Source organism: Alistipes sp. UBA6068, from assembly GCF_949428155.1.
GTDB classification, from domain to species: Bacteria; Bacteroidota; Bacteroidia; order Bacteroidales; family Rikenellaceae; genus Alistipes; species Alistipes muris.
Genome location: NZ_CASQFS010000002.1, coordinates 162,573 through 183,239 on the forward strand (window position 1 = coordinate 162,573; position 20,667 = coordinate 183,239).

Annotated in this window: 12 protein-coding genes and 1 tRNA gene; 11 read left to right on the forward strand and 2 right to left on the reverse strand. The window is 61.5% G+C overall.

What is annotated here, in order from left to right:
- Positions 1 to 155: 155 nt before the first annotated feature.
- Entirely contained in the window at positions 156 to 2,282 is a 2,127-nt protein-coding gene (locus tag QVG21_RS02150) for a M3 family metallopeptidase (protein WP_287921722.1), read from the forward strand.
- A gap of 581 nt (positions 2,283 to 2,863) precedes the next feature.
- On the opposite strand, the gene QVG21_RS02155 is transcribed toward QVG21_RS02150, so the two are convergent.
- Positions 2,864 to 4,144 (reverse strand): MFS transporter, encoded by a 1,281-nt coding sequence (locus QVG21_RS02155; protein WP_251214776.1) that lies wholly within the window; start codon positions 4,142 to 4,144, stop codon positions 2,864 to 2,866.
- A gap of 135 nt (positions 4,145 to 4,279) precedes the next feature.
- Here QVG21_RS02155 and QVG21_RS02160 point away from each other — a divergent pair.
- Positions 4,280 to 4,353: transfer RNA gene (locus tag QVG21_RS02160), tRNA-Gln, on the forward strand.
- A 755-nt stretch (positions 4,354 to 5,108) separates the two neighbouring features.
- Here the strand turns inward: QVG21_RS02160 and QVG21_RS02165 are convergent.
- A complete protein-coding gene (locus QVG21_RS02165) occupies positions 5,109 to 8,000 on the reverse strand; it encodes a putative LPS assembly protein LptD (protein WP_251215139.1) in 2,892 nt (963 codons plus the stop codon).
- Between the two features lie 323 nt (positions 8,001 to 8,323).
- On the opposite strand from QVG21_RS02165, the gene QVG21_RS02170 reads away from it, so the two are divergent.
- The 9 genes from QVG21_RS02170 (at position 8,324) to mutL (ending at position 20,644) form a co-directional block, all read left to right on the forward strand.
- On the forward strand, positions 8,324 to 9,454 hold the full coding sequence (locus QVG21_RS02170; protein ID WP_287921729.1) for an N-acetylmuramoyl-L-alanine amidase family protein: 1,131 nt from the start codon (positions 8,324 to 8,326) through the stop codon (positions 9,452 to 9,454).
- 76 nt (positions 9,455 to 9,530) lie between these two features.
- Positions 9,531 to 10,541: an MlaD family protein gene (locus tag QVG21_RS02175; protein ID WP_287921732.1), complete on the forward strand. Its 1,011-nt coding sequence runs from the start codon at positions 9,531 to 9,533 to the stop codon at positions 10,539 to 10,541.
- Between the two features lie 3 nt (positions 10,542 to 10,544).
- Positions 10,545 to 13,031, forward strand: coding sequence for an endonuclease MutS2 (locus QVG21_RS02180; protein ID WP_287921735.1), 2,487 nt, complete (start codon positions 10,545 to 10,547; stop codon positions 13,029 to 13,031).
- Positions 13,032 to 13,162: 131 nt separating this feature from the next.
- Complete coding sequence (gene alr / locus QVG21_RS02185) at positions 13,163 to 15,532, forward strand: alanine racemase (protein ID WP_287921738.1); 2,370 nt, start codon at positions 13,163 to 13,165, stop codon at positions 15,530 to 15,532.
- Positions 15,532 to 16,242 (forward strand): SAM-dependent methyltransferase, encoded by a 711-nt coding sequence (locus QVG21_RS02190; RefSeq protein WP_287921741.1) that lies wholly within the window; start codon positions 15,532 to 15,534, stop codon positions 16,240 to 16,242. Before alr ends, QVG21_RS02190 begins: the two co-directional genes overlap by 1 nt.
- 64 nt (positions 16,243 to 16,306) lie before the next feature.
- Positions 16,307 to 16,912, forward strand: a complete 606-nt coding sequence (locus QVG21_RS02195; RefSeq protein ID WP_287921743.1) for a nucleotide exchange factor GrpE — start codon at positions 16,307 to 16,309, stop codon at positions 16,910 to 16,912.
- Positions 16,913 to 16,916: 4 nt separating this feature from the next.
- The gene (gene dnaJ, locus QVG21_RS02200) at positions 16,917 to 18,074 is read left to right on the forward strand and encodes a molecular chaperone DnaJ (protein ID WP_251215132.1); all 1,158 of its coding nucleotides are present in this window, start codon (positions 16,917 to 16,919) and stop codon (positions 18,072 to 18,074) included.
- Positions 18,075 to 18,234: 160 nt separating this feature from the next.
- A complete protein-coding gene (locus tag QVG21_RS02205) occupies positions 18,235 to 18,681 on the forward strand; it encodes a hypothetical protein (RefSeq protein ID WP_287921770.1) in 447 nt (148 codons plus the stop codon).
- 1 nt (position 18,682) lies between these two features.
- Positions 18,683 to 20,644 (forward strand): DNA mismatch repair endonuclease MutL, encoded by a 1,962-nt coding sequence (gene mutL, locus QVG21_RS02210; RefSeq protein WP_287921773.1) that lies wholly within the window; start codon positions 18,683 to 18,685, stop codon positions 20,642 to 20,644.
- Positions 20,645 to 20,667: the final 23 nt, after the last annotated feature.

The window sequence follows — 20,667 nt, forward strand, 5'->3', positions numbered from 1 at the left end:
TCATTCTGAACGAAGTGAAGAATCTGTTGTACGGATAGTCGACAGCGTTTCCCCTTGTTTCCTTTCTCATTGATCCCGCTCTCGGCGGGCCCCGTTGGGAGAGATGGAGTCTCGAAAACACAAATGGAAGAAATCCGAATAATATTGCTGAAAAGATGAAAAAAACGTTTTGGATAATGACCCTTGCAGCTTTTGCGGCAGGATGCGCCGACAACTCGATTCCGCGGGCCCAGCTGCCCGAACTGGACACCACCAACCCGCTGCTGGCCCAGTGGGAGACGCCCCATGCCACGCCGCCGTTCTCGAAAATCGAGCTCGCCCACTACGAACCTGCGTTCGAGGCGGCCATCGCGTGCCAGCGTGCCGAAATCGACGCCATTGTGAACAACCCGGCCAAGCCGACGTTCGGCAACACGATTGCGGCGCTGGAACGGAGCGGCGAACTCCTCGGCCGCATCGAGGGGGTGTTCTACAACCTGCTGAGCGCCGACACGTCGGACGAGATGCAGGAAATAGCCCTGCGCGTGCAGCCCAAGCTGACGGAGCTGTCGAACGACATTTCGCTCAATCCCGAATTGTTCGCGCGGGTAAAGGCGGTCTACGAACACCCGGGCTGCTGCCTGAAGAAAGACGACAAGAAACTGCTGGAAGACACCTACAAGAGCTTCGCCCGCAACGGCGCGGCGCTGTCGGACGCAGACAAGGAACTCTACCGCCAGTATACCTCCGAACTTTCGGCCCTGACGCTTCAGTTCGGGCAGAATGCGCTGGCGGCGACCAACGCGTTCGCGCTCAACATCACCGACCCGAAGCAGGTGGCCGAACTGCCTGCTTTCGTCAAGGAGGGGATGGCGGCCGACGCCAAGGCCCGCGGCGAAAAGGGCTGGACCGTGACCTTGCAGGCACCGAGCTATGTGCCGTTCGTCACCTACTCGTCGAACCGTGCGCTCAAGGAAAAACTTTGGCGCGCCTACAACTCGCGCGCGCTGGGCGGCCAATACGACAACACGGAAATCGTCAGAAAGATAGCCAACACGCGTCTGAAGATAGCCAACCTGCTGGGCTACAAGTGCTATGCCGACTACGTGCTGGAACGCCGCATGGCCAAGGACACCCCGACGGTCGAGGCGTTCCTGGAAGAACTGCTGGCGGCGACCAAGGAACATGCCGACCGCGAGTGCCGGACGGTCAGCGACTATGCCGCGAAACTCGGCTTCGAGGGTGAGCTCATGCCGTGGGACTGGGGCTATTACAGCCAGAAGTACCGCGATGCCGAATATGCGCTCAACGACGAAGTGGTGAAACCCTATTTCCAACTCGAAAACGTGAAGAAAGGGGTCTTCCTGCTGGCGAACAAACTTTACGGGCTGAACTTCACGCCCAACCCGGAAATCGACGTCTACCATCCGGATGTGACGGCCTACGACGTGACCGACGAAAAAGGCCGCTTCATGGCGGTGCTCTACCTCGACTTCTTCCCGCGTGCGTCGAAGCGTTCGGGCGCGTGGATGACCGAATACCGCGGTACGAAAATCGTGGACGGCGAGGAGACGCGGCCGCTGGTGTCGCTGGTGATGAATTTCACGAAGCCCACCGGGGAGAAACCCTCGCTGCTGACGTTCGACGAAGTGGAGACGTTCCTCCACGAATTCGGCCACTCGCTGCACGGCATGCTGGCCGAGGGACGCTACGAATCGCAGACGGGCACGAGCGTCTACCGCGATTTTGTGGAACTGCCCTCGCAAATCATGGAAAACTGGGCGACGGAAAAGGAATTCCTCGACCTGTGGGCCGTACACTACCGGACGGGCGAACCCATCCCGGCCGAAATCGTGGAGAGCATCGTGGCGGCGAAGAATTTCCTGGCGGCCTACGGCAATGTCCGCCAGCTGTCGTTCGGCATGACCGACATGGCATGGCACACGATTGCGGAACCCTACGAGGGCGATGTGGTGGCTTTCGAGCGGGCGTCGATGGCTCCGACGCAGGTACTGCCTGCGGTCGACGGCACGGCGATGGCCCCGGCGTTCAGCCATATCTTCTCGGGCGGCTATGCGGCGGGCTACTACGGCTACAAATGGGCCGAGGTGCTGGAAGCCGACGCGTTCTCGCTCTTCAAGGAAAAAGGCATCTTCAACCGCGAAGTCTCGGGCTCGTTCCGCGACAACGTACTCTCCAAGGGCGGCACCGAGGACCCGATGGACCTGTATGTCCGTTTCCGCGGCCACAAACCCGAAACCCGGGCGCTGATTGAGAAGATGGGATTGAAGAAAGAGAATTGAATTTCACAGTTCACAGTCGGGGATAGTCCCCTTCGGCAAAAATCGCGCGGTCTTCGGACTGCGCGGTTTTTTGCAGCCTTGTACGACCCGGAACGGCGGAGGTCACGGCTTCCGCCGGTGCGGTCGGCAGATTCAGCGGTCCACTGGCGGTGTTTTACGGAATGTTAAAACGTTTTAGCAGGCTGTTGAAACGATAAAGCACGCTGCCAGTTGTGGAATCCAGTCTATGCCGGAGCCGGAAACCGAAACGGGTTTGCCTCTTCGGTATATTCAGCTGAGCGATCGCTATGCACGCCTGCTGCGGGCTGGCGCCACACGGCGACGGGAGCCTTGACGGAAGTCGGCGACCGCGGTCTCTGCTGGTCGTCATCCTCCTATGCGGCCGGCGACCGGAACGCGGGCTTTCTGGACTTCTTGTCGGGCCTTGTGAACCCGCTGAACAACGGGTGGCGGGCAGGCGGCAAATCCGTGCGCTGCGTCCAGCATCTGCGGGGCTGCTTTTATGAATAGGATGGATACCTAATAAATAAGGTGCGCCGGGGAAAGGACCCGGCGCACCTTTGTTTCGGAGAGGAACCGCACTAATGGCCGATTTCTCCGATAGCTTCGGGATTGTGCTTGTACTTGAAGACCAAGGCGAAGACGATGGCGACGCAAAGGGCGTATCCGGCGAAGATGAGCCACGAAGCGGACCACCCGGCCGTCATGGCTTCGACCGACGACTGCGAATAAACGAAACGGTCGACGACGGCCTGTGCGCCGAGCGTACCGATGGTGGCGCCGATGCCGTTGGTCATAATCATGAAAAGTCCCTGCGCCGAAGAACGAATGGCGGTGTCGGTCTCGTTGTTGACGAAGAGCGAACCCGAGATGTTGAAGAAGTCGAACGCCACACCGTAGACGATCATCGAGAGGATGAACATCCATACGCCGCCGCCGGGATTGCCGAGCCCGAACAGCCCGAAGCGCAGCACCCATGCGAACATGGCCATCAACATGACGTTCTTGATGCCGAAACGCTTGAGACAGAACGGAATCAAGAGTATGCAGAGCGTCTCGGAGACCTGCGATAACGAAATCAAGGCATTGGCATGGTTGGCGCCGAACGTGGACGCGAACTCGGGCACGTCGCGGAACGACGTGATGAACGGATTGGCGAACCCGTTGGTAATCTGCAGCGACACGCCGAGGAGCATGGAGAAGATGAAGAACAAGGCCATTTTCTTCTGCTTGAACAATGCGAAAGCCCGCAGCCCGAGCGCCTCGACGACGCTTTTCTTCTCGCTGCCGCGGCTGACGGGGCAATTGGGCAGCGTCATGGCGTAGACGGCGAGTGTCAACCCCAGCACGGCGCACTGCACGAACTGCATGTAAGTGGTCTGGAATCCGGCGGCGTCGCAGACGAGCATCGAACAGATGAAACCGACGGTTCCCCACACGCGGATGGGCGGGAACGCCTTGACGGTATCGAATCCTTTGCTTTCGAGGACGCTGTAAGCCACGGAATTGGAGAGCGCGATGGTGGGCATGTAGAAAGCGACGCTGAACGAATAGAGCGCGAAGAGCGGCCCGAACTGCACGCCGGCACCCGCGGAATGGGCGTAATAGCCTGCGGCCCCGATGAAGACGGCGGCGAGCAGGTGGCACATGCCCAGGAGCCGCTGGGCGGGAATCCAACGGTCGGCGACGATGCCGATGACGGCGGGCATGAAGATCGAGACAATACCCTGCATGGCGTAGAAGATGCCGATGTGCGACGAGAGGTCGGCGCTGACCAAGTAAGACCCCATAGAGGTGAGGTAGGCCCCCCAGATGGCGTACTGGAGGAAGTTCATGACGATGAGACGGAATTTGATGCCCATGAGCTATTGGTTTTATAAGTATTTTTCGGGTTGCGTGCGGCTTGCGGAAAGCTGCGTGAAAACAAATATATGAAAAATTTCGGACAAATTCTTTGCAGTTGCAAAATAATGTGCTACTTTTGCACTCACAAAAATTGAGCTATGGTGTAATGGTAACACAACAGATTCTGGTCCTGTCATTCCAGGTTCGAGTCCTGGTAGCTCAACCAGAGAAAAAGAGAGACTTCCGCGGAAGTCTCTCTTTTTTTATTCCTAATGGATAGGGAATAATGGGGTATTTGTCATGTTGAACGTAGTGAAACATCTGTGGATATTAGATTCTTCACTTCGTTCAGAATGACAGAACGATTCTGCGCGGAGCCCGGCTCGCGCTTGCAGCGCGACCGCCCCGGCCGGGCCCGCGAATGATTCTTGCGAAATCCCGTACTCGTGGAAATGGCGGGGTTTCGTTCGTCGAAGGCCTGAGCGCCCGGAGCGGGTGTTCGGAACAGCGTAAGTCTTCCGTGCCCGCTCAGCGAACGACCGAAGACGGATGCCGCCATTTTCACCGTGCAAAAGCTCTTTGGTACTTTCTTGCACAAGAAAGTACAAGAAAAGGAAAATAGAGCTGCGAGTTGCTTGCAAAGGTTTTGGGGAGAACAGATTCTGAGCGTAGCGAAGAATGACCTTGTATTAGATTCTTCGTCGCTACGCTCCTCAGGATGACAGAGGGGGGGCTCCTCAGAATGACAGAGGGGAGGGCTCCACAGAATAACGGGAGGTGCTCGGAATGACAGAGAGGGGGGCAGAATAACAAAGGAACGGGGCTGAATGCTTATTAAAACGATTTATCATGCAGCTAAACCGTTTTAACAGGCGCTTGTGGATGCTCGTTTTTTGACTTTGCTCGCGCTCGGCATATCCTGCAAGCAGTCTCTGCTCTCGCTTAACCGCAAAGTTCACTTTTCACCTTGCCCCTTTCACCTTAGTACATGTTGTCGTACATGGACTGCGACTTGTCGTACTTGAGGTCGGAGAGCGACGCGGCCTTGACGCCGATGTTGAAACTCCAACTGCGGTAATGCCCGAAAGGAATCCAGGAGAAAGACATCTGCCAACAATGGAGGTCGCGCGTGATGGAAATCTGCGACGTGGTGAGCTTGTTGTTCATGATGTCGTAACCGCCGCTGAACGTGATGCCGGTCTTCTCGCCGATATTGATCGAACCGTTGAACCCGATGGTCTGAGTGACGTTGCGGCGGTAACCCGTGGTGCCGTTGTTGTAGGGCGAACTCGAATAGTTGACCGCGTAGTTGAACCCGAAATTCCAGGGAAGCGAAAAATCGTAGTAGGTCTGCGCCATATACTGCCGCCGGAGCACGGGGTCCATGGTCCCGTAGGGGTCGTAGAAGGGGTTCTGGTACTCGGGCGGGATGGAGGTGATGTCGTTCATGGCGGGCTGCGACTTGTCCTGCCGCGACCTGAACGTATAGCCGAACGACCACCCGGTCGAGACGACGCGGCCCGGGAGGCGGATTTTATTGATATGCTGTCCCTGCGGAGTGAGCCGGTAGGGGTCGAGCGTGGCCGAGAGGTTGAGACCGAAATTCTTGAACAGCGTGGTGCGCAGCGACACGGAGATGTTCGACAGCCCCATCGAATCGGCGAGGAAGTTATAGGACCCGCTGATGCGCAGCTCGTCGATGAGCTTGATTTTCCGGATGCCCGAGGTGTCGCGCTTGGAGAGCACCTTCATTTCGAGGTTCTGCGAGAGCGAGAAACTCAGCGCCATGGAACGGCCCGACGAGGGGACCGGATAGGCGTTGCCGGAGTAGGGCGAATAGGTGGTGAAACGGCCCGTGGAGTCGACCTGCCGCGTGCGGTAGTAACCGTATTTCTGATGGCCGAAGTCGGGCGCGTAGGAGAAGCCGAACGACGGGCTGAGGGTGTGGCGGATCGCCTGGATCTTGCGGTTGCGGTTCTTCTTGGTGAAGTCGTACATGCCGTAGACGGTGGTCGACGCCGAGACGCTCGCCCCGTAGTTGTAAAGGCGGTAGAACCCGTATTGCTTGGTGGTGTCGGTCTGGTTCGTGACGGGGTTCCAGTCGAGCAGCGTGCGCTTGAAGAACCATTTCTCGGAGTAGTTGACCGAGGGCGAAATGTTGATGTAGTTGAAAAGGTTGAACGACGCCGAGACGGGCAGCGTGTGCTCGATGCCGTTGCGCATGTTGTCGAGCGTCTCCTTGGTGAAAATCTTGCTTTCGGTGGTGGTCACCGAGTTGGTCATCTTACCCGTATACTGCATCGAAATCTTCTCGTACCAGCGCTCCTTGCCCTGCCGCTCCTTGCGCTTGAACGGGTAGATGCGCGAGACGTTGAACACCACGGTCGGCAGGGTGACGGAGAGGGTTTTGTTCTGCGAGTTCTGCGACACGGCCATGTTGGCCGAGAGCGAGAACGGCGTGCCGGCCCAGTTCTTCGAGTAGGAAATCGAGGAGTTGGTCTGGGTCGAGAGCATGTCGTTGAGGTTGGTGGCCGAATAGCGGTTGTAGCCGCTGGTGGCGAAGTTGACCGACGCGGAGAAGGTCGACCCGGGGTTGGCCTTGGGGTCCTGCGAGTGGGTCCACTTGATCTGGAAGTTGCTCTGACGCAGGTAGTCGGCCTCGCCCTTGCTGCCGATGCGGACCTTGGAGTACTGCATGTCGAGGTTGCCGCTGTACTTGTAGCGCTTGATGTAGCGCGATGCGGCGGAAGCCTCCCACGACCCCAAACTGTATATGCCGCCCCGGATGGCCAGGTCGGCATAATCGCCCAGGGTGAAGTAATAGCCCAGCCCGCGCAGGAAGAAACCCTTGGTGTACTCCTCGCCGTAGGTGGGCATCAGCAGACCCGACTTGGGACCCATGTTGATGGGGAAGAAACCCTCGGGGATGCCGAGGAAGTAGATGGGCACGTCCTCCATGACTAAGTAGGCGGGCCCGGTGACGACCTTCTTGCCGGGGATGACCTTGGCCTTGGTCATGGCTAAGTAGAAGTGGGGATGGTCGGTGTGGTCGCAGGTGGTGTATTTGCCGTTCTGGATGTTGACGGTGTTGTCGGCCATCTTCTTGACGCTTCCGCCCACAAGCCAGCCGTCGCCCTGCTGGGTGGCCACGCCCTTGATTTTGGCCTTCTTGGAGGTGAGGTTGTAGGTGATGGTGTCCATCTGGTAGGTGGCCGAACCCTCGGTGAACTCGGGCTTCGTGACGACGGGCCGCCCTTCCAGCGTGTCGGGCTTGCCGTAGGCGTAGATCAGCTTGGAATCCATGTCGATCTGCATGTAGTCGGCCTTGAGGTTGCTGTTCTGGTAGGTGACGTCGCCTTGGTTGTAGATGTAGACCTTTTTGCTGCGCAGGTCGTAGACCAGCGAATCGGTGTTCTGGCCCGTGATGGGGTCGTCGAGGAACGGCTGGGCCGGACGCGGCCCGGCGGCGGTGTCGGCAGACTGGCGGCGGAGCGTGTCGGCGGAGCGGAGCGAATCGGCCTTGAACGCCACGAGCGAATCGAACTGCGCCCCGGCGATGGAATCGCGCACTTCTTGCGGCAGGGCGTTGAAGCGTCCGCGGCGGCGGGCTTCTTCGCGGGCGGCCCTGCGCTCGCGGCGGGAGGGGACGGGGTCGTTACCCTCTGAAAGCCGCAGGGTGCTGTCGGCTTGGGTGCGGAGCGTTTCGGCCGGGCTTTCGTCCGAAAGGGGGCTGCCGGCTGACATTTCGGCGGGCGCGAGGGTATCGGCCGCGGAGAAGCCCGCCCGGTACGGGGCCGCGGAGCCGAAAAACGACTGCGCGAAGACCAGCACGGCGGCTGCCGACAACAGATATTTTACCCTCGGTTTGACCAAAATGTCGAAAAATTTCCGTAACTTTGCCGACAAGTCGGCAAAACCGCCCGGAACGTGGTGGCAGGGCTTTCCTGCGCCGTTTTCGGGCGTGGCAAAGATACGAATAAGCGAGGGCAAAAGCAAGTTTACTTGCATTTTGCCGAGCGGAAGTATCTTCGGCCAAGTCAAAGATACGAATAAGCCAAGCGGAATGCCAAATTTATTTGGGCATTGCCAAGGCGGGAGTATCTTCTATAAAGATACGTTGAGTGCAGAAATAGGCCGGAGGTTCGATTATGCCGGAACGAAGTATCTGAGACGAAGACGAAGTACGAAAACAAAGTATGCGCGCGCGATATTTCACGATACTGCTTGCAACGGTGGCGGCTTTTCTGACCGAAGCCGCCACGGCGCAGAACACCCCCTGCGGAATCCGGGTGGTGGTCATCGACCCGGGACACGGGGGCGACGACCCCGGTGCGCACTATTTCGGGACCGATGAGAAGACGCTGACGCTGACGGTGGCGCTCAAGCTGGGCCAACTCATCGAGGAAGGGATGCCGGGGGTGAAGGTGGTCTACACGCGCACGACCGACAAGGCGCTGGCCCCGACGAAGATAGAGGACTTGCAGGCCCGGGCCGACATCGCCAACCGGGCGGGCGGCGACCTTTTCGTCTCCATCCATGTCAATGCGGCCAAGGAAGCGGCGGCGCGGGGCGTGGAGACGCTGGTCATGGGCGAGAGCACCAAGGAACAACGCTACAACGAGGACGCCCTCTACGAAAACAACCGCGACGACCTGATCGACATGTCGGACGAGCGCACGGCGGCCATCGTGCGGGCTTATATTCAGAACCTGCAGTTCACCTACGGCGAGTACAGCCTGGCTATGGCGCGCTTCATTCAGAGCAACTACGTCAAGACCGGGCGCCGTTCGCGCGGGGTAAAGCCCCAGCTGCTGCGGGTGCTCTATGCGACGGACATGCCGGGCGTGCTGACCGAAATAGGGTTTCTGTCGAACCCCAAGGAAGCGGTCTATCTGAAATCCGAGGCGGGGCAGGACGAGATTGCCCGCTCGCTGTTCGTGTCGGTGAAGAACTATTCGGACTACGTGCTGGAGACGCGGCGGCGCGCGGAGGAGGAAGCGGCGCAGGCGGCCCCGAAACCCGCTCCGAAGCCGGAGCCGGCACCGGCACCGTCGGACGATGCGGCGGCAAAACCGGAGAAGAAGACCGGAGCGCATTTTGCCATACAGATTCTGTCGAGCAAGAAGACGGTGGCTTCGGATTCGCCGGAATTCAAGAACTACCGCGGCAAGGTGCGTGAATACACCGCCGACGGGGAATTCCGCTACAAATATTGCGTCTGCGAATGCGACACCAAGGCGGAAGCCCAGCAGCGCATCGAAGAAGTGCGCAGGACATTCCCGGGAGCGTTCATCGTGCGCTGCAAGGGAGACAAGATAGCAAAATAGGGATAAGCCGGGCGCAGAGCTTGTTCGAGCTATGCCGGGGCGGAAAAAGCAATAGGAAAATAAACAGGAAAAGAATATGAAAAGAGAAGTGAAAATCGGGTTGTTCGCCGTGGCGATGATCGGTGCGGCGTGGGCCGGAATCCGGTTTCTGAAAGGATTCGACATCTTCAGCCGCAATGCGGAATACTATGCGGTCTACGACCAGGTGACGGGGGTGCAGACCGCGTCGCCCATCCTTGTCAAAGGAGTGAAAATCGGTACCGTGTCGGCTATCACGTTCGACCCGGCGCGCAGCGACGAAGTGGTGTTGCAATTCACCATCAAGCGTGCCTACCGCATTCCGACCGATTCGGAAGCCAAGATTGTGAGCAACTCGCTGATGGGTTCCAAGGCCATCGAAATCAATTTCGGCACGGCCGCGACCTATTTCGAGCAGGGCGACACGATTCGCTCGGGCCGCGACCGCGACCTGATGGACATGGCGGGGTCGGAGCTCGATTTCGTGAAGCAGAAGATTTCGCAGGTGACGGCCGACCTGTCGCGCACGCTGACCGACGTGAGCCGACTCCTGGAAGACAACAAGGCGAACATCGACGGGACGCTCGGCCACCTGAATTCGCTGTCGGGCAACATGAACGACCTGCTTGCTTCGGAGAGCAGGAACCTCAAGTCGACGGTCGACAACCTGACCCGCTTTTCCGAAATGCTGGGCAACAATGCCGGGCGCGTCGACAGCATCGTGGGCAGCCTGGGCCGGGTGGCGACGACCCTCGACGAGGAGCAGTTCGCCCGCAAGCTGACGGCTTCGGTGGCCACGCTCGACGAGCTGATGCGCAAAATCGGCGAGGGCGAGGGAACGCTGGGCAAACTCGTCGAAGACCCGGCGCTGTACGATTCGCTGACCGTGGCCACGGGCAACCTGTCGGCGCTGCTGGCCGACGTCAAAGCCTATCCGGCGCGCTATGTGCATCTGTCGCTTTTCGGCCGCGACCCGGAGAAGATGAAGGAGCGGGCCGAGCGCCGCGAAGCCAAGGCTGCGGCCAAGGCCGAACGCGATTCGCTCCGGGCGGCGCAACGGGCCGAATAAGCGATGATCTATCCGCCTACTTTCGAGCAGAAAATCGGGTTTGACCGCCTGCGGGAGCAGGTGGCGGCGCTGTGCACGATGCGCGCGGCCCGCGGACTGCTTGCGGCCGAGGGCTTCACGACCTCGGCGCGGGAGATTGTGCGGCGGCTGTCGCTGGCCGACGAGATGCGCCTGCTGCTGGAAATGAACCCCGATTTCCCGGGCGGCGACTACCCCGACATGGACCATGTGGTGGCCAAACTGCGGGTCGAGGGGGCGTTTCTCGATGTCGAGGAGGTGGTGACCCTGCGCCGGGCGCTGGCGATGGTGGGCCAGCTGGTCGCCTTCATCGGAGCGCGCGGCCAACAATATCCTGCACTCTATGACCTTACGCGAGGGGTGGAAGCCTTTCCGGCCATCGTGCAGCGCATCGACGCCATCATCGACCCGTTCTGTGCCGTGAGGGACGGCGCGTCGCCCGAACTGGCCGAAATCCGGCGGGCCATCCGCGAACGCGAGGGCCAGGCGGCCAAACGCCTGCAGCAGGTGCTGGCCGCGGCCAAGAGCGCCGGAATCGTCGACGCCGACGCCCAGCTGTCGGTCCGTGACGGCAAGACCGTCATCCCGGTCTCGGCGGCCAACAAACGCAAGCTCAACGGCTTCATCCACGACGAATCGGCCACGGGCCGCACGTTCTATGTGGAGCCTGTGGAGGTGGTGGAGCTGAACAACGAACTGCGCGAACTGGAATATGCCGAGCGCCGCGAAATCGTCCGCATACTGACCGAATTCACCGAGACGGTGCGCCCCGACGCCGAACTTATCGCCGCTTCGGGCGACTATCTGGCCGAGGTGGACATGCTGCGGGCCAAGGGCCGCTGGGCCTCGGCGAACGGCTGTGTGAAGCCCATCGTCTCGACCGACGACCGGCTGGTGCTCAAGGATGCGCGCCATCCGCTGCTGCAACAGACCCTGCGGGCGCAGGGGCGCGAAATCGTGCCGCTGACCATGCAGCTCGACAAACGCAAGCGCATCCTGGTCATATCGGGCCCCAATGCGGGCGGCAAATCGGTCTGTCTGAAGACTACGGGCATCGTGCAGTACATGTTCCAATGCGGATTTCCGGTGCCTGCGTCGGAAATATCCGAACTTCCGGTCTTCGGCTCGATATTCATCGACATAGGCGACGAACAGTCCATCGACAACGACCTGTCGACCTACTCGTCGCACTTGGTGAACATGAAGAACATGCTCTCGGGTGCGTCGGACCGGACGCTGGTGCTCATCGACGAATTCGGCTCGGGCACGGAGCCCACCATCGGCGGCGCCATAGCCGAGGCGATTCTGGAACGGCTGCTCGAACGGGGGTGCTACGGCGTCATCACGACCCACTATGCCAATATCAAGTACTACGCGGCCAGCACCGACGGAATCGCCAACGGCGCGATGACGTTCGACGTGCAGCACATCCGGCCGCTGTTCCGGCTCGAAACGGGCAAGCCCGGCAGCTCGTTCGCCGTGGAAATCGCCCGCAAGATAGGACTGCCGGAGGAGATTATCCGCTCGGCGGCGGAAAAGGCGGGGTCGGAACACATCAACCTCGAAAAGCAGCTGCGCGAAATCGCGCGCGACAAACACTACTGGGAGCAGAAGCGCGACCGCATCCGCCTGACCGACCGCAAGGTGGAGGAGCTGGAACAGAGCTATGCGGAACAGCTGGCCAAAATCCGCGCCGAACGGCAGGAGATACTCAAAAAGGCCAAGCAGGAGGCGCAGGCCCTTATTGCCGATGCCAACCGCCAGATAGAGAACACGATACGTACCATCCGCGAGACGCAGGCCGAAAAGGAGACTACGCGGCTGGCACGCAAGGAACTCGACGATTTCCGTGCGGCGGCCGAGCAAGCCGACGCGGCGGAACGCGACGCGGAGATAGCCCGCGAAATCGAACGCATCGAACGCCGCCGCCAGCGCCGGGCCGAACGCAAGGCGCAGCGCGGAGAAGCGGCAGCGCCGGGCAGCGCCCCCGAACCGCCGAAGAAACGCGAGGTGGAGGCGGGCTCGAAAGTGAGGATGCTGGGACAGGAGATGGTCGGCGAAGTGCGCGCGGTGAAAGGCAAGAAAGCGCAGGTGGCATTCGGGCAGATACTGACGACCGTGGACAAAGCGCTGCTGACGGTGGTCTCGAACAACGAATACCGCGAAGCGACGCGCCCGACGACGGTGCGCACCGTCGTTTCGGCCGACATATCGGCCCGCAAACTTGCGTTCCGCGATCACATCGACGTGCGGGGCATGCGCTCCATCGAAGCGCTCGACGCGGTGCAGCAGTTCATCGACGACGCGCTGATGGTCGGCGTGGGCTCGGTGACGATTCTCCACGGCAAGGGTACGGGAGCGCTCAAGGAGGAGATACGCCGCTATCTGCGCACGGTGCCCGAAGTGGAATCGGCCGTGGACGAACATGCCGACCGGGGCGGGGCAGGCATCACGGTGGTGACCTTGGCGTAGGCCTTTTTCTGCGTATTGCAGAAAGAAACTTGTCCGCCCGGGGTCGGCCCGCATCTTTGATGCGCCCCCGCAGCCGACCCGGGCGAACGGCAAACGAACAACACGCTTCCGAAGCAAGAAACCTTAGAGGTATGGAATACAGACTTTCGCGGATAGCCGCCCTGTGCGGCGGGAAATTCCGGGGCTGCGACACCGAAGTACGCTCGGTGGTGACCGACAGCCGCTCGCTCTCGTGCGAGATGGGCCGGAGCCCGATGTTCGTGGCTCTGCGCGGAGCCAACCACGATTCGCACCGCTTCATCCGGGAGATGTACGAACGCGGCGTGCGGGCCTTTCTGGTCGAACACGAAGTCGACATGCTGCCCGACTGCGGCTATGCAGTGGTGGAGAACGCCATCGGAGCCTTGCAGACGCTGGCGGCCTATCATCGGGCGCAGTTCAAGGGCACGGTGGTAGGCATCACGGGCTCGAACGGCAAGACCGTCATCAAGGAATGGATAGCCGAAGAACTGCCCGCGGGCATGAAGTTCTACCGCTCGCCCAAGAGCTACAATTCGCAGTTGGGGGTGCCGCTTTCGGTGCTGATGCTGGAGGGCGACGAGCAGCTGGCCATCTTCGAGGCGGGGATTTCGCAGCCCGGCGAAATGGAACGCCTGGAACGCATCATCCGCCCCGACGTGGCGATATTCACCTCGATAGGCGACGCGCACCAGGAACATTTCCTCAACCTGGAACAGAAGTGCGACGAAAAACTGATACTGGCGCGCAGCGCGTCGAAAATCATCTATCATAGCTACTACGAGCCGCTGGGGCGGATGGCGGCGGCACGCTACGCCGACCGCAAGCCCATCGACGCGGCACGCTTCCCGGAGGTGGCGGAGGCGGTCATCGGCAATGCCGCGTCGCGCCGCAACGCGCAGATTGTCGAGGCGTTCTGTGCGGCGATGGGCTACGCGGCCCCGGCCTTTTCGGCGGCGCCCCACGTGGCGATGCGGCTGGAGGTGAAGGACGGCATCAACGATTCGATCCTGATAAACGACGCCTACAACCTCGACCTCAACTCGCTGGCGCTGGCGCTCGACTACCTGCACAACGTGGCGCTGGGCCGCAGGCAGACGCTGGTGCTGTCGGACATTGCCCAAAGCGGCCTGTCGGACGACGAACTTTACAGCCGGGTGGCGGCGATGGTGACCCGCGCAGGGGTGGACTGCCTGGTGGGCATCGGCCCGAAGCTCCGGCGCTACGCACCGCTTTTCAGCTGCGACAAATCGTTCTATGCCTCGACCGACGAGTGCATCGAGCGGCTGGGCCGCGATGCGGTGGCGGGGCGTGCGGTGCTGCTGAAAGGGGCCCGCGACTACCGTTTCGAGAAGCTGGCCCACGCGCTGTCGCGGCAGAGTCATACGACGGTGCTGGAAGTGGACCTCGACGCGATGATGCGCAACCTTAACTATTTCCGCTCGAAACTCCGCTTCGGGACGAAGCTGGTGGCGATGGTCAAGGCCGGAAGCTACGGGACGGGCGACTTCGAGGTGGCGCAGCTGCTTCAGCACCAGGGAGTGGACTACTTAGCGGTGGCGTTTGCCGACGAGGGGGTGCTGCTGCGCGAACGGGGCATCACGATGCCCGTTGTGGTGCTCAACGCCGATGCCGACAGCTTCGAGCTGATGATTGCCAACCGGCTGGAACCGGAAATATACAGCTTCCATTCGCTGGAAGCCTTTGCGGCGGCTGCGACCCATGCGGGCGAAAGGCACTATCCGATTCATGTGAAGCTGGACACGGGGATGCACCGGCTGGGATTCGTCGAGGAGGAAATCGCGCCGCTGGCCGAGAAACTGGCGACGATGGGAGAAGTTAAGGTCGCGACGGTTTTCTCGCACCTTAACTGCTCGGACATGCCCTGCGAAGACGCCTACACGCACGAACAGATAGCCCGCTACGACCGGATGAGCCGGACGCTGGCCGACGCGCTGGACTACCCGGTCATCCGCCACACGGCCAACTCGGCGGCGATAGACCGCTTTCCGGAAGCGCAGTTCGACATGTGCCGGCTGGGGCTGGGGCTTTATGGCTTCGGGTGGCAGCACAACGCGGGCCTGCAACCCGTGGCGACGCTCAAGACACGCATCGTACAAATCAAGCATCTGCCTGCGGGCGACGCGGTGGGCTACGGCCGGGCCGGAAAACTGACGCGCCCGACCGTCACGGCGACCATCCCGGTGGGCTATGCCGACGGATTGGACCGCCACCTGGGCTGCGGCCGCTGGTCGGTGCTGGTGGCGGGGTGTCCGGCGCCGATAGTGGGCCGTATCTGCATGGACAGCTGCATGATAGACATCACGGACATCGAAGGGGTTCGGGAGGGCGACGAAGCGGTCATCTTCTCGCCTGCGCCGGGCAACGACCTCGAAACGATGGCCGAAGTGCTCGACACGATTCCTTATGAAATCATGACCTCGGTCTCGGCACGGGTGAAGCGAATTTATCTGAAAGAATAGTGAAAGGAACCCTATACCTGATTCCGTGTCCGATTTCGGACGAGACGGCGCCGTGGGACGTACTGCCTGCGGCGAACAAGGCCGTGATGGACGGGCTGGACTACTTCATCGTGGAGAACACCCGCACGGCCCGGCGCTTCCTGTCGAAAGCGGGCGTGGCGCGGCCTATCGACGAACTGGAATTCCGCGAGCTGAACGAACACACGGCGGCGGGCCGCGAAGTCGAAGAACTGATAGCGCCGCTGCTGGCGGGCCGCTCGGCGGGCGTCATTTCGGAGGCGGGTGTGCCGGGCGTGGCCGACCCGGGAGCGCTGGCGGTCGAAGCGTGCCATCGCCACGGCATCCGGGTGGTGCCGCTGACGGGCCCGTCGTCGATTGTCCTTGCGATGATGGCTTCGGGGCTCAACGGCCAGTCGTTCGCGTTCAACGGCTATCTGCCCGTGAAGCCGCCCGAACGGGCGCAGGCGATCCGGCGGCTGGAACGGCGGGCCCACAGCGAGGGGCAGTCGCAGATGTTCATCGAAGCGCCCTACCGCAATGCGAAGCTCATGGAGCAGCTGTTGCAGGTGCTCGCGCCTGCGACGCGGCTGACGCTGGCGATGGACCTGACGGCGCCGGGCGAATTCATAGCCACCCGCACGGTGGAGGAATGGCGGCGCAGCCGGCTGCCCGAAATGCAGAAACGCCCGGCGATTTTCATCGTCGGCTGACGCGCCGGGGGCTGGTATGCAATTTGTGCGAATAATAGGCGGAAATACCGAAAAAACAGATACCATGAAAGACAAAAAGGCTTATAACGAAGCAGTTGAAGGCGACGAAAATTTCGCTGCGGGCGGCGCCGAGCCTGCGGGCGAAGGGGATTCGTGTGCCAATGTGGCAGACGAATCCGGAGCTGCGACTGACAACCTGTCAGCCGGGGAGGCGCCGCAGGAAGAACCTGCCGACGACGCCCAGGCGCAGGCAGCCGAGTGGCAGGACAAGTTCCTGCGCCTGCAGGCCGAATTCGACAACTACCGCAAACGCACGCTCCGCGAAAAGATGGAGTTGGTGCAGACGGGCGGCCGCGACGTGCTGCTGGCGATGCTGCCGGTGCGCGACGACGTGCAGCGGGCCGTGACGGCGATGGAAAAGAGCGACGACCTGGAAGCCCTGCGGGCGGGCGTGCAGCTGATTTCGCAGAAATTCACCGAAGCCCTGCGCCAGAAAGGGGTGACCGAAATCGAGGTGCTCGACAAGGAATTCGACGCCGAAGAAGCGGAGGCCGTGGCGCGCTTTGCGGCGGGCGAGGAGAAGAAAGGCCGCGTGATAGACGTGGTGCAGACGGGCTACATGCTGGGCGACAAGGTACTGCGTTTTGCAAAGGTGGTTGTAGGAGAATAGCGCCATGGCAGAAAAAAGAGACTACTACGAAGTACTTGGCGTCGCGAAGAACGCCAACGCCGACGAGATAAAGAAAGCCTACCGCAAGGCGGCCATCCAATACCATCCCGACAAGAACCCGGGCGACAAACAGGCCGAGGAGAAGTTCAAGGAAGCGGCCGAAGCCTACGACGTGCTGTCGAACCCCGACAAGCGCGCCCGCTACGACCAGTTCGGCCATGCGGGCATGAGCGGCGCGGCGGGCGGCGCCGGAGGATTCGGCGGCGGGTTCGGCGGATTCTCGATGGAAGACATCTTCTCGCAGTTCGGCGACATCTTCGGCGGCCATTTCGGCGGCGGGTTCGGCTCGTCGGGCGGCGGCCGCCGGGTGAACCGCGGCTCGGACATCCGGGTGAAGGTCAAACTTACGCTGGCCGAGATAGCCACGGGAGTGACGAAGAAACTCAAAATCAACAAGACCGTGGCGTGCGGCAAGTGCGGTGGCTCGGGCGCCAAGGACGCCAATTCCTATGCGACGTGCTCGACCTGCAACGGCTCGGGCTATGTGGTGCGGGTGGAAAACTCGTTCTTCGGCCGGGTGCAGACCCAGGGAGTGTGCCCCACGTGCGGCGGCACGGGCAAGGTCATCACCTCGCCCTGCGACGAATGCAAGGGCGAAGGCACCTTGCGCGGGCAGGAAGTGGTCGAAATCGCCATCCCGGCCGGAGTGGGCGAGGGAATGGCGCTGACGGTGACGGGCAAGGGCAACGCGGCGCGTCACGGCGGCATCAACGGCGACTTGCAGGTGCTGATCGAGGAGATACCTCATCCGGAACTGATCCGCGACGGCAACGACCTGATTCACAATCTGAACATCACGGTGACGATGGCCCTGCTGGGCGGCACGGTGGAAGTGCCGACGGTGGACGGCCGTGCGAAAATCAAGATAGCGCCGGGCACCCATGCGGGCAAGGTCCTGCGTCTGGGCGGCAAGGGCATACCGGACGTCAACGGCTATGGCCGCGGCGACGAACTGGTGGTGGTGGACATCACCATTCCCTCGAAACTCAGCGCCGAAGAAAAACGGCTGGTGGAACAGCTCTCCCAGCAGCCGGGCTTCCAGAAAGCCGAATCGGTCAAGAACCAGAACATCTTCGAGCGGATGAAGAGCTTCTTCCGATGAGGTGAGAAGTGAAAAATTTTCCTGCCGGACGCAGCGCAACATCCGCTGTTCCGGCAAGACAGATTCTTCGCTGCGCTCAGAATGACAAAGAAAAGTTCGGGCTGATTGCCGTTTGCTTTTGCGCCCGGTTTGCGCTATCTTTACAGAAAATAACAAAACCATGCTGGGTTTCACCCCATTCAAGAAACACGCGAACAGATTCAACTACATTCCGCGCTACTACGACCCGGAAAAGGAAGCGCGCGAACAGCGCCGTGCTGAACTGCGGGGCGAGCGGGCGGAAGACGCCGGGCGCGAATACCGCCCGGGCCAGTATATCCGCACGCAGCGCGAAGCCCGGGCCGCGCGGCGCACGCGCGAAGGGGAGAGGGGCCGCATGCGCATCTGGAAGATGGCGGCGGGGGCCGTGCTGGTGTTGCTGTTCATCTATCTGCTCTATCCGCGGCTGGCGGATGCTTTCCTGCGCGCCCGCACGGCGCCTGCGGCGGTGGAAACTGCGGCGCCGGACCGGGCCGAACCGCGCGACGGGCTCGACCAGTCGCACGTGAGCGACGTGGAGTGGCAGGAACAGTCCATAGTGGTGGTCCCCAACGATTACGAAGAATAAAATGGCCGACCGGATCCGACTCTTACCCGAAGTCGTCGCCAACCAGATTGCGGCGGGCGAGGTGGTGAACCGCCCCGCATCGGTGGTCAAGGAGATGATGGAGAACTCCATCGACGCCGGGGCGACGCGCGTGCAGGTCAACTTCCGCGACGGCGGACGCGACCTGATACAGATTGTCGACGACGGCTGCGGCATGTCGCCCATCGACGCACGGATGGCCTTCGACCGTCACGCGACGAGCAAGATAGCGGCGGTCGAGGACATCTATGCCCTGTCGACCTTCGGCTTCCGCGGCGAAGCGCTGGCGTCGATAGCGGCGGTGGCGCAGGTGGAGCTGCGCACGCGGCAGGAGGGCGACGACGTGGGCACGTGCACCGAAATCAACGGCGGGCAGTTCGTCTCGCAGACCCCGGTGATGTGTCCCGTGGGGTCGCAGTTCTATGTCCGCAATCTGTTCTACAACGTGCCGGCCCGCCGCCGTTTCCTGGACAAAAGCACGACCTCGGCGGCGCAGATACGGACCGAATTCCAGCGCGTGGCGCTGTGCAACCCGCACATCGGTTTCGAGCTCTACTCGAACGACGCTCCGGTCTACACGCTGGCCGCGTCGTCGCTGGCCGGGCGCATCGTCGACGTGGTGGGGCGCCACATCAAACAGAACCTGCTGGAGGTCGAAGCCGACACGTCGATAGCCCGTGCGGAGGGTTTCATCGGCCGTCCGGCGGCGGCCAAACGGCGCAACACGGAACAATATCTGTTCGTCAACGGCCGCTTCTTCAAGAGCGCCTACCTGACGGGCGCGATTCTGAAAGCCTACGAAAAACTGATTCCCGAGAACTGCACCCCCTCGTATTTCCTCTATCTGACCATCGACCCCTCGCGCATAGACGTGAACGTGCACCCGCAGAAAACCGAGGTGAAGTTCGCCGACGAGGACGCGGTGTGGCAGATAGTCAACGCGGCCGTGCGCGAGACGCTGGCCAAGACGGGGGCGGTGCCGCTGATGGATTTCGACCGCGAGGGCGGGGTGGAGATTCCGGTGCTGGAGCGCGGGGCGGTTTACAGCGAACCGCGCGCGATGTCGGACGAGAGCTACAACCCGTTCCGGGAAGAATACGTCGACCCCTCGGCGCCCGAACCCGACACCGATTTCACGGGCTTCGACGTACCCTATCGTGCCGGCGGGTCGCGGGTTTCCGATGCCACGGCGGCGCCCTACGGGAGCAGCCGGACGGGGAGCCCGGGAACCGGGATTTTCGGCGGCGGATTCACCTTGTCCGACGAGGGCGAGACTTTCGAGGAGTATGTTTCGGGCGGAGTGCAGCACGCGGAGAGCGAACTGGAATTCATCCCCTCGGCCGAAGACGCCGAACAGCAGTTCCTCGAAATCGAATCGCGACCCTCGTTCACCGACCCGCTGCCGCTGGCGGGCGGCTATGTGGCGGCGCTGCTGGGCGAACGGCTGGTGGTGGTCGACGTGCGGCGCGCGCGCGAACGCATCCTCTATGAAAACTACCTGCGGATGCTGGGCAACGGCTCGTCGGTGAGCCAGCAGCTGCTGTTTCCGGAGCGGCTGGAATTTTCGGGCGACGAATACGCCCTGTTGGAAGAAAATGCGGTGGACGTGGCGGCGCTGGGCTTCGACCTGGACTATCTGGGCGACGGAGCGGTGGAGGTCAGAGGGGCCCCGGCCGACCTCCCGGCCGAGGGAATCGACCGCATGCTCTACGACCTGCTGCAAACCTTTTCGCTGCCGGTGGCGGCGGGCGACGTGCGGCGCGAGAGGATTGCGGCGGCGATGGCCCTCGGAGCCGTGCGGGGAGCCATGCGCACCCTCACGCGCGAAGAAGCCGCGGCGCTGCTGGAACAGCTCGCCGGAAGCGACAATTTCAGCTATTCGCCCTCGGGCAAGGCCATATTTGCCGAAATCCCGCCGGAAGATATACGTACCCGGCTGGGATAATCCGCCGGAAAACGCTACCTTTG

Coding starts and splice junctions, on each gene's coding strand:
- dnaJ (WP_251215132.1), top strand. CDS start 16,917: ATGGCAGAAAAAAGAGACTACTACGAAGTACTTGGCGTCGCGAAGAAC.
- alr (WP_287921738.1), top strand. CDS start 13,163: ATGGAATACAGACTTTCGCGGATAGCCGCCCTGTGCGGCGGGAAATTC.
- QVG21_RS02180 (WP_287921735.1), top strand. CDS start 10,545: ATGATCTATCCGCCTACTTTCGAGCAGAAAATCGGGTTTGACCGCCTG.
- QVG21_RS02150 (WP_287921722.1), top strand. CDS start 156: ATGAAAAAAACGTTTTGGATAATGACCCTTGCAGCTTTTGCGGCAGGA.
- QVG21_RS02205 (WP_287921770.1), top strand. CDS start 18,235: ATGCTGGGTTTCACCCCATTCAAGAAACACGCGAACAGATTCAACTAC.
- QVG21_RS02155 (WP_251214776.1), bottom strand. CDS start 4,144: ATGGGCATCAAATTCCGTCTCATCGTCATGAACTTCCTCCAGTACGCC.
- QVG21_RS02175 (WP_287921732.1), top strand. CDS start 9,531: ATGAAAAGAGAAGTGAAAATCGGGTTGTTCGCCGTGGCGATGATCGGT.
- QVG21_RS02195 (WP_287921743.1), top strand. CDS start 16,307: ATGAAAGACAAAAAGGCTTATAACGAAGCAGTTGAAGGCGACGAAAAT.
- mutL (WP_287921773.1), top strand. CDS start 18,683: ATGGCCGACCGGATCCGACTCTTACCCGAAGTCGTCGCCAACCAGATT.
- QVG21_RS02170 (WP_287921729.1), top strand. CDS start 8,324: ATGCGCGCGCGATATTTCACGATACTGCTTGCAACGGTGGCGGCTTTT.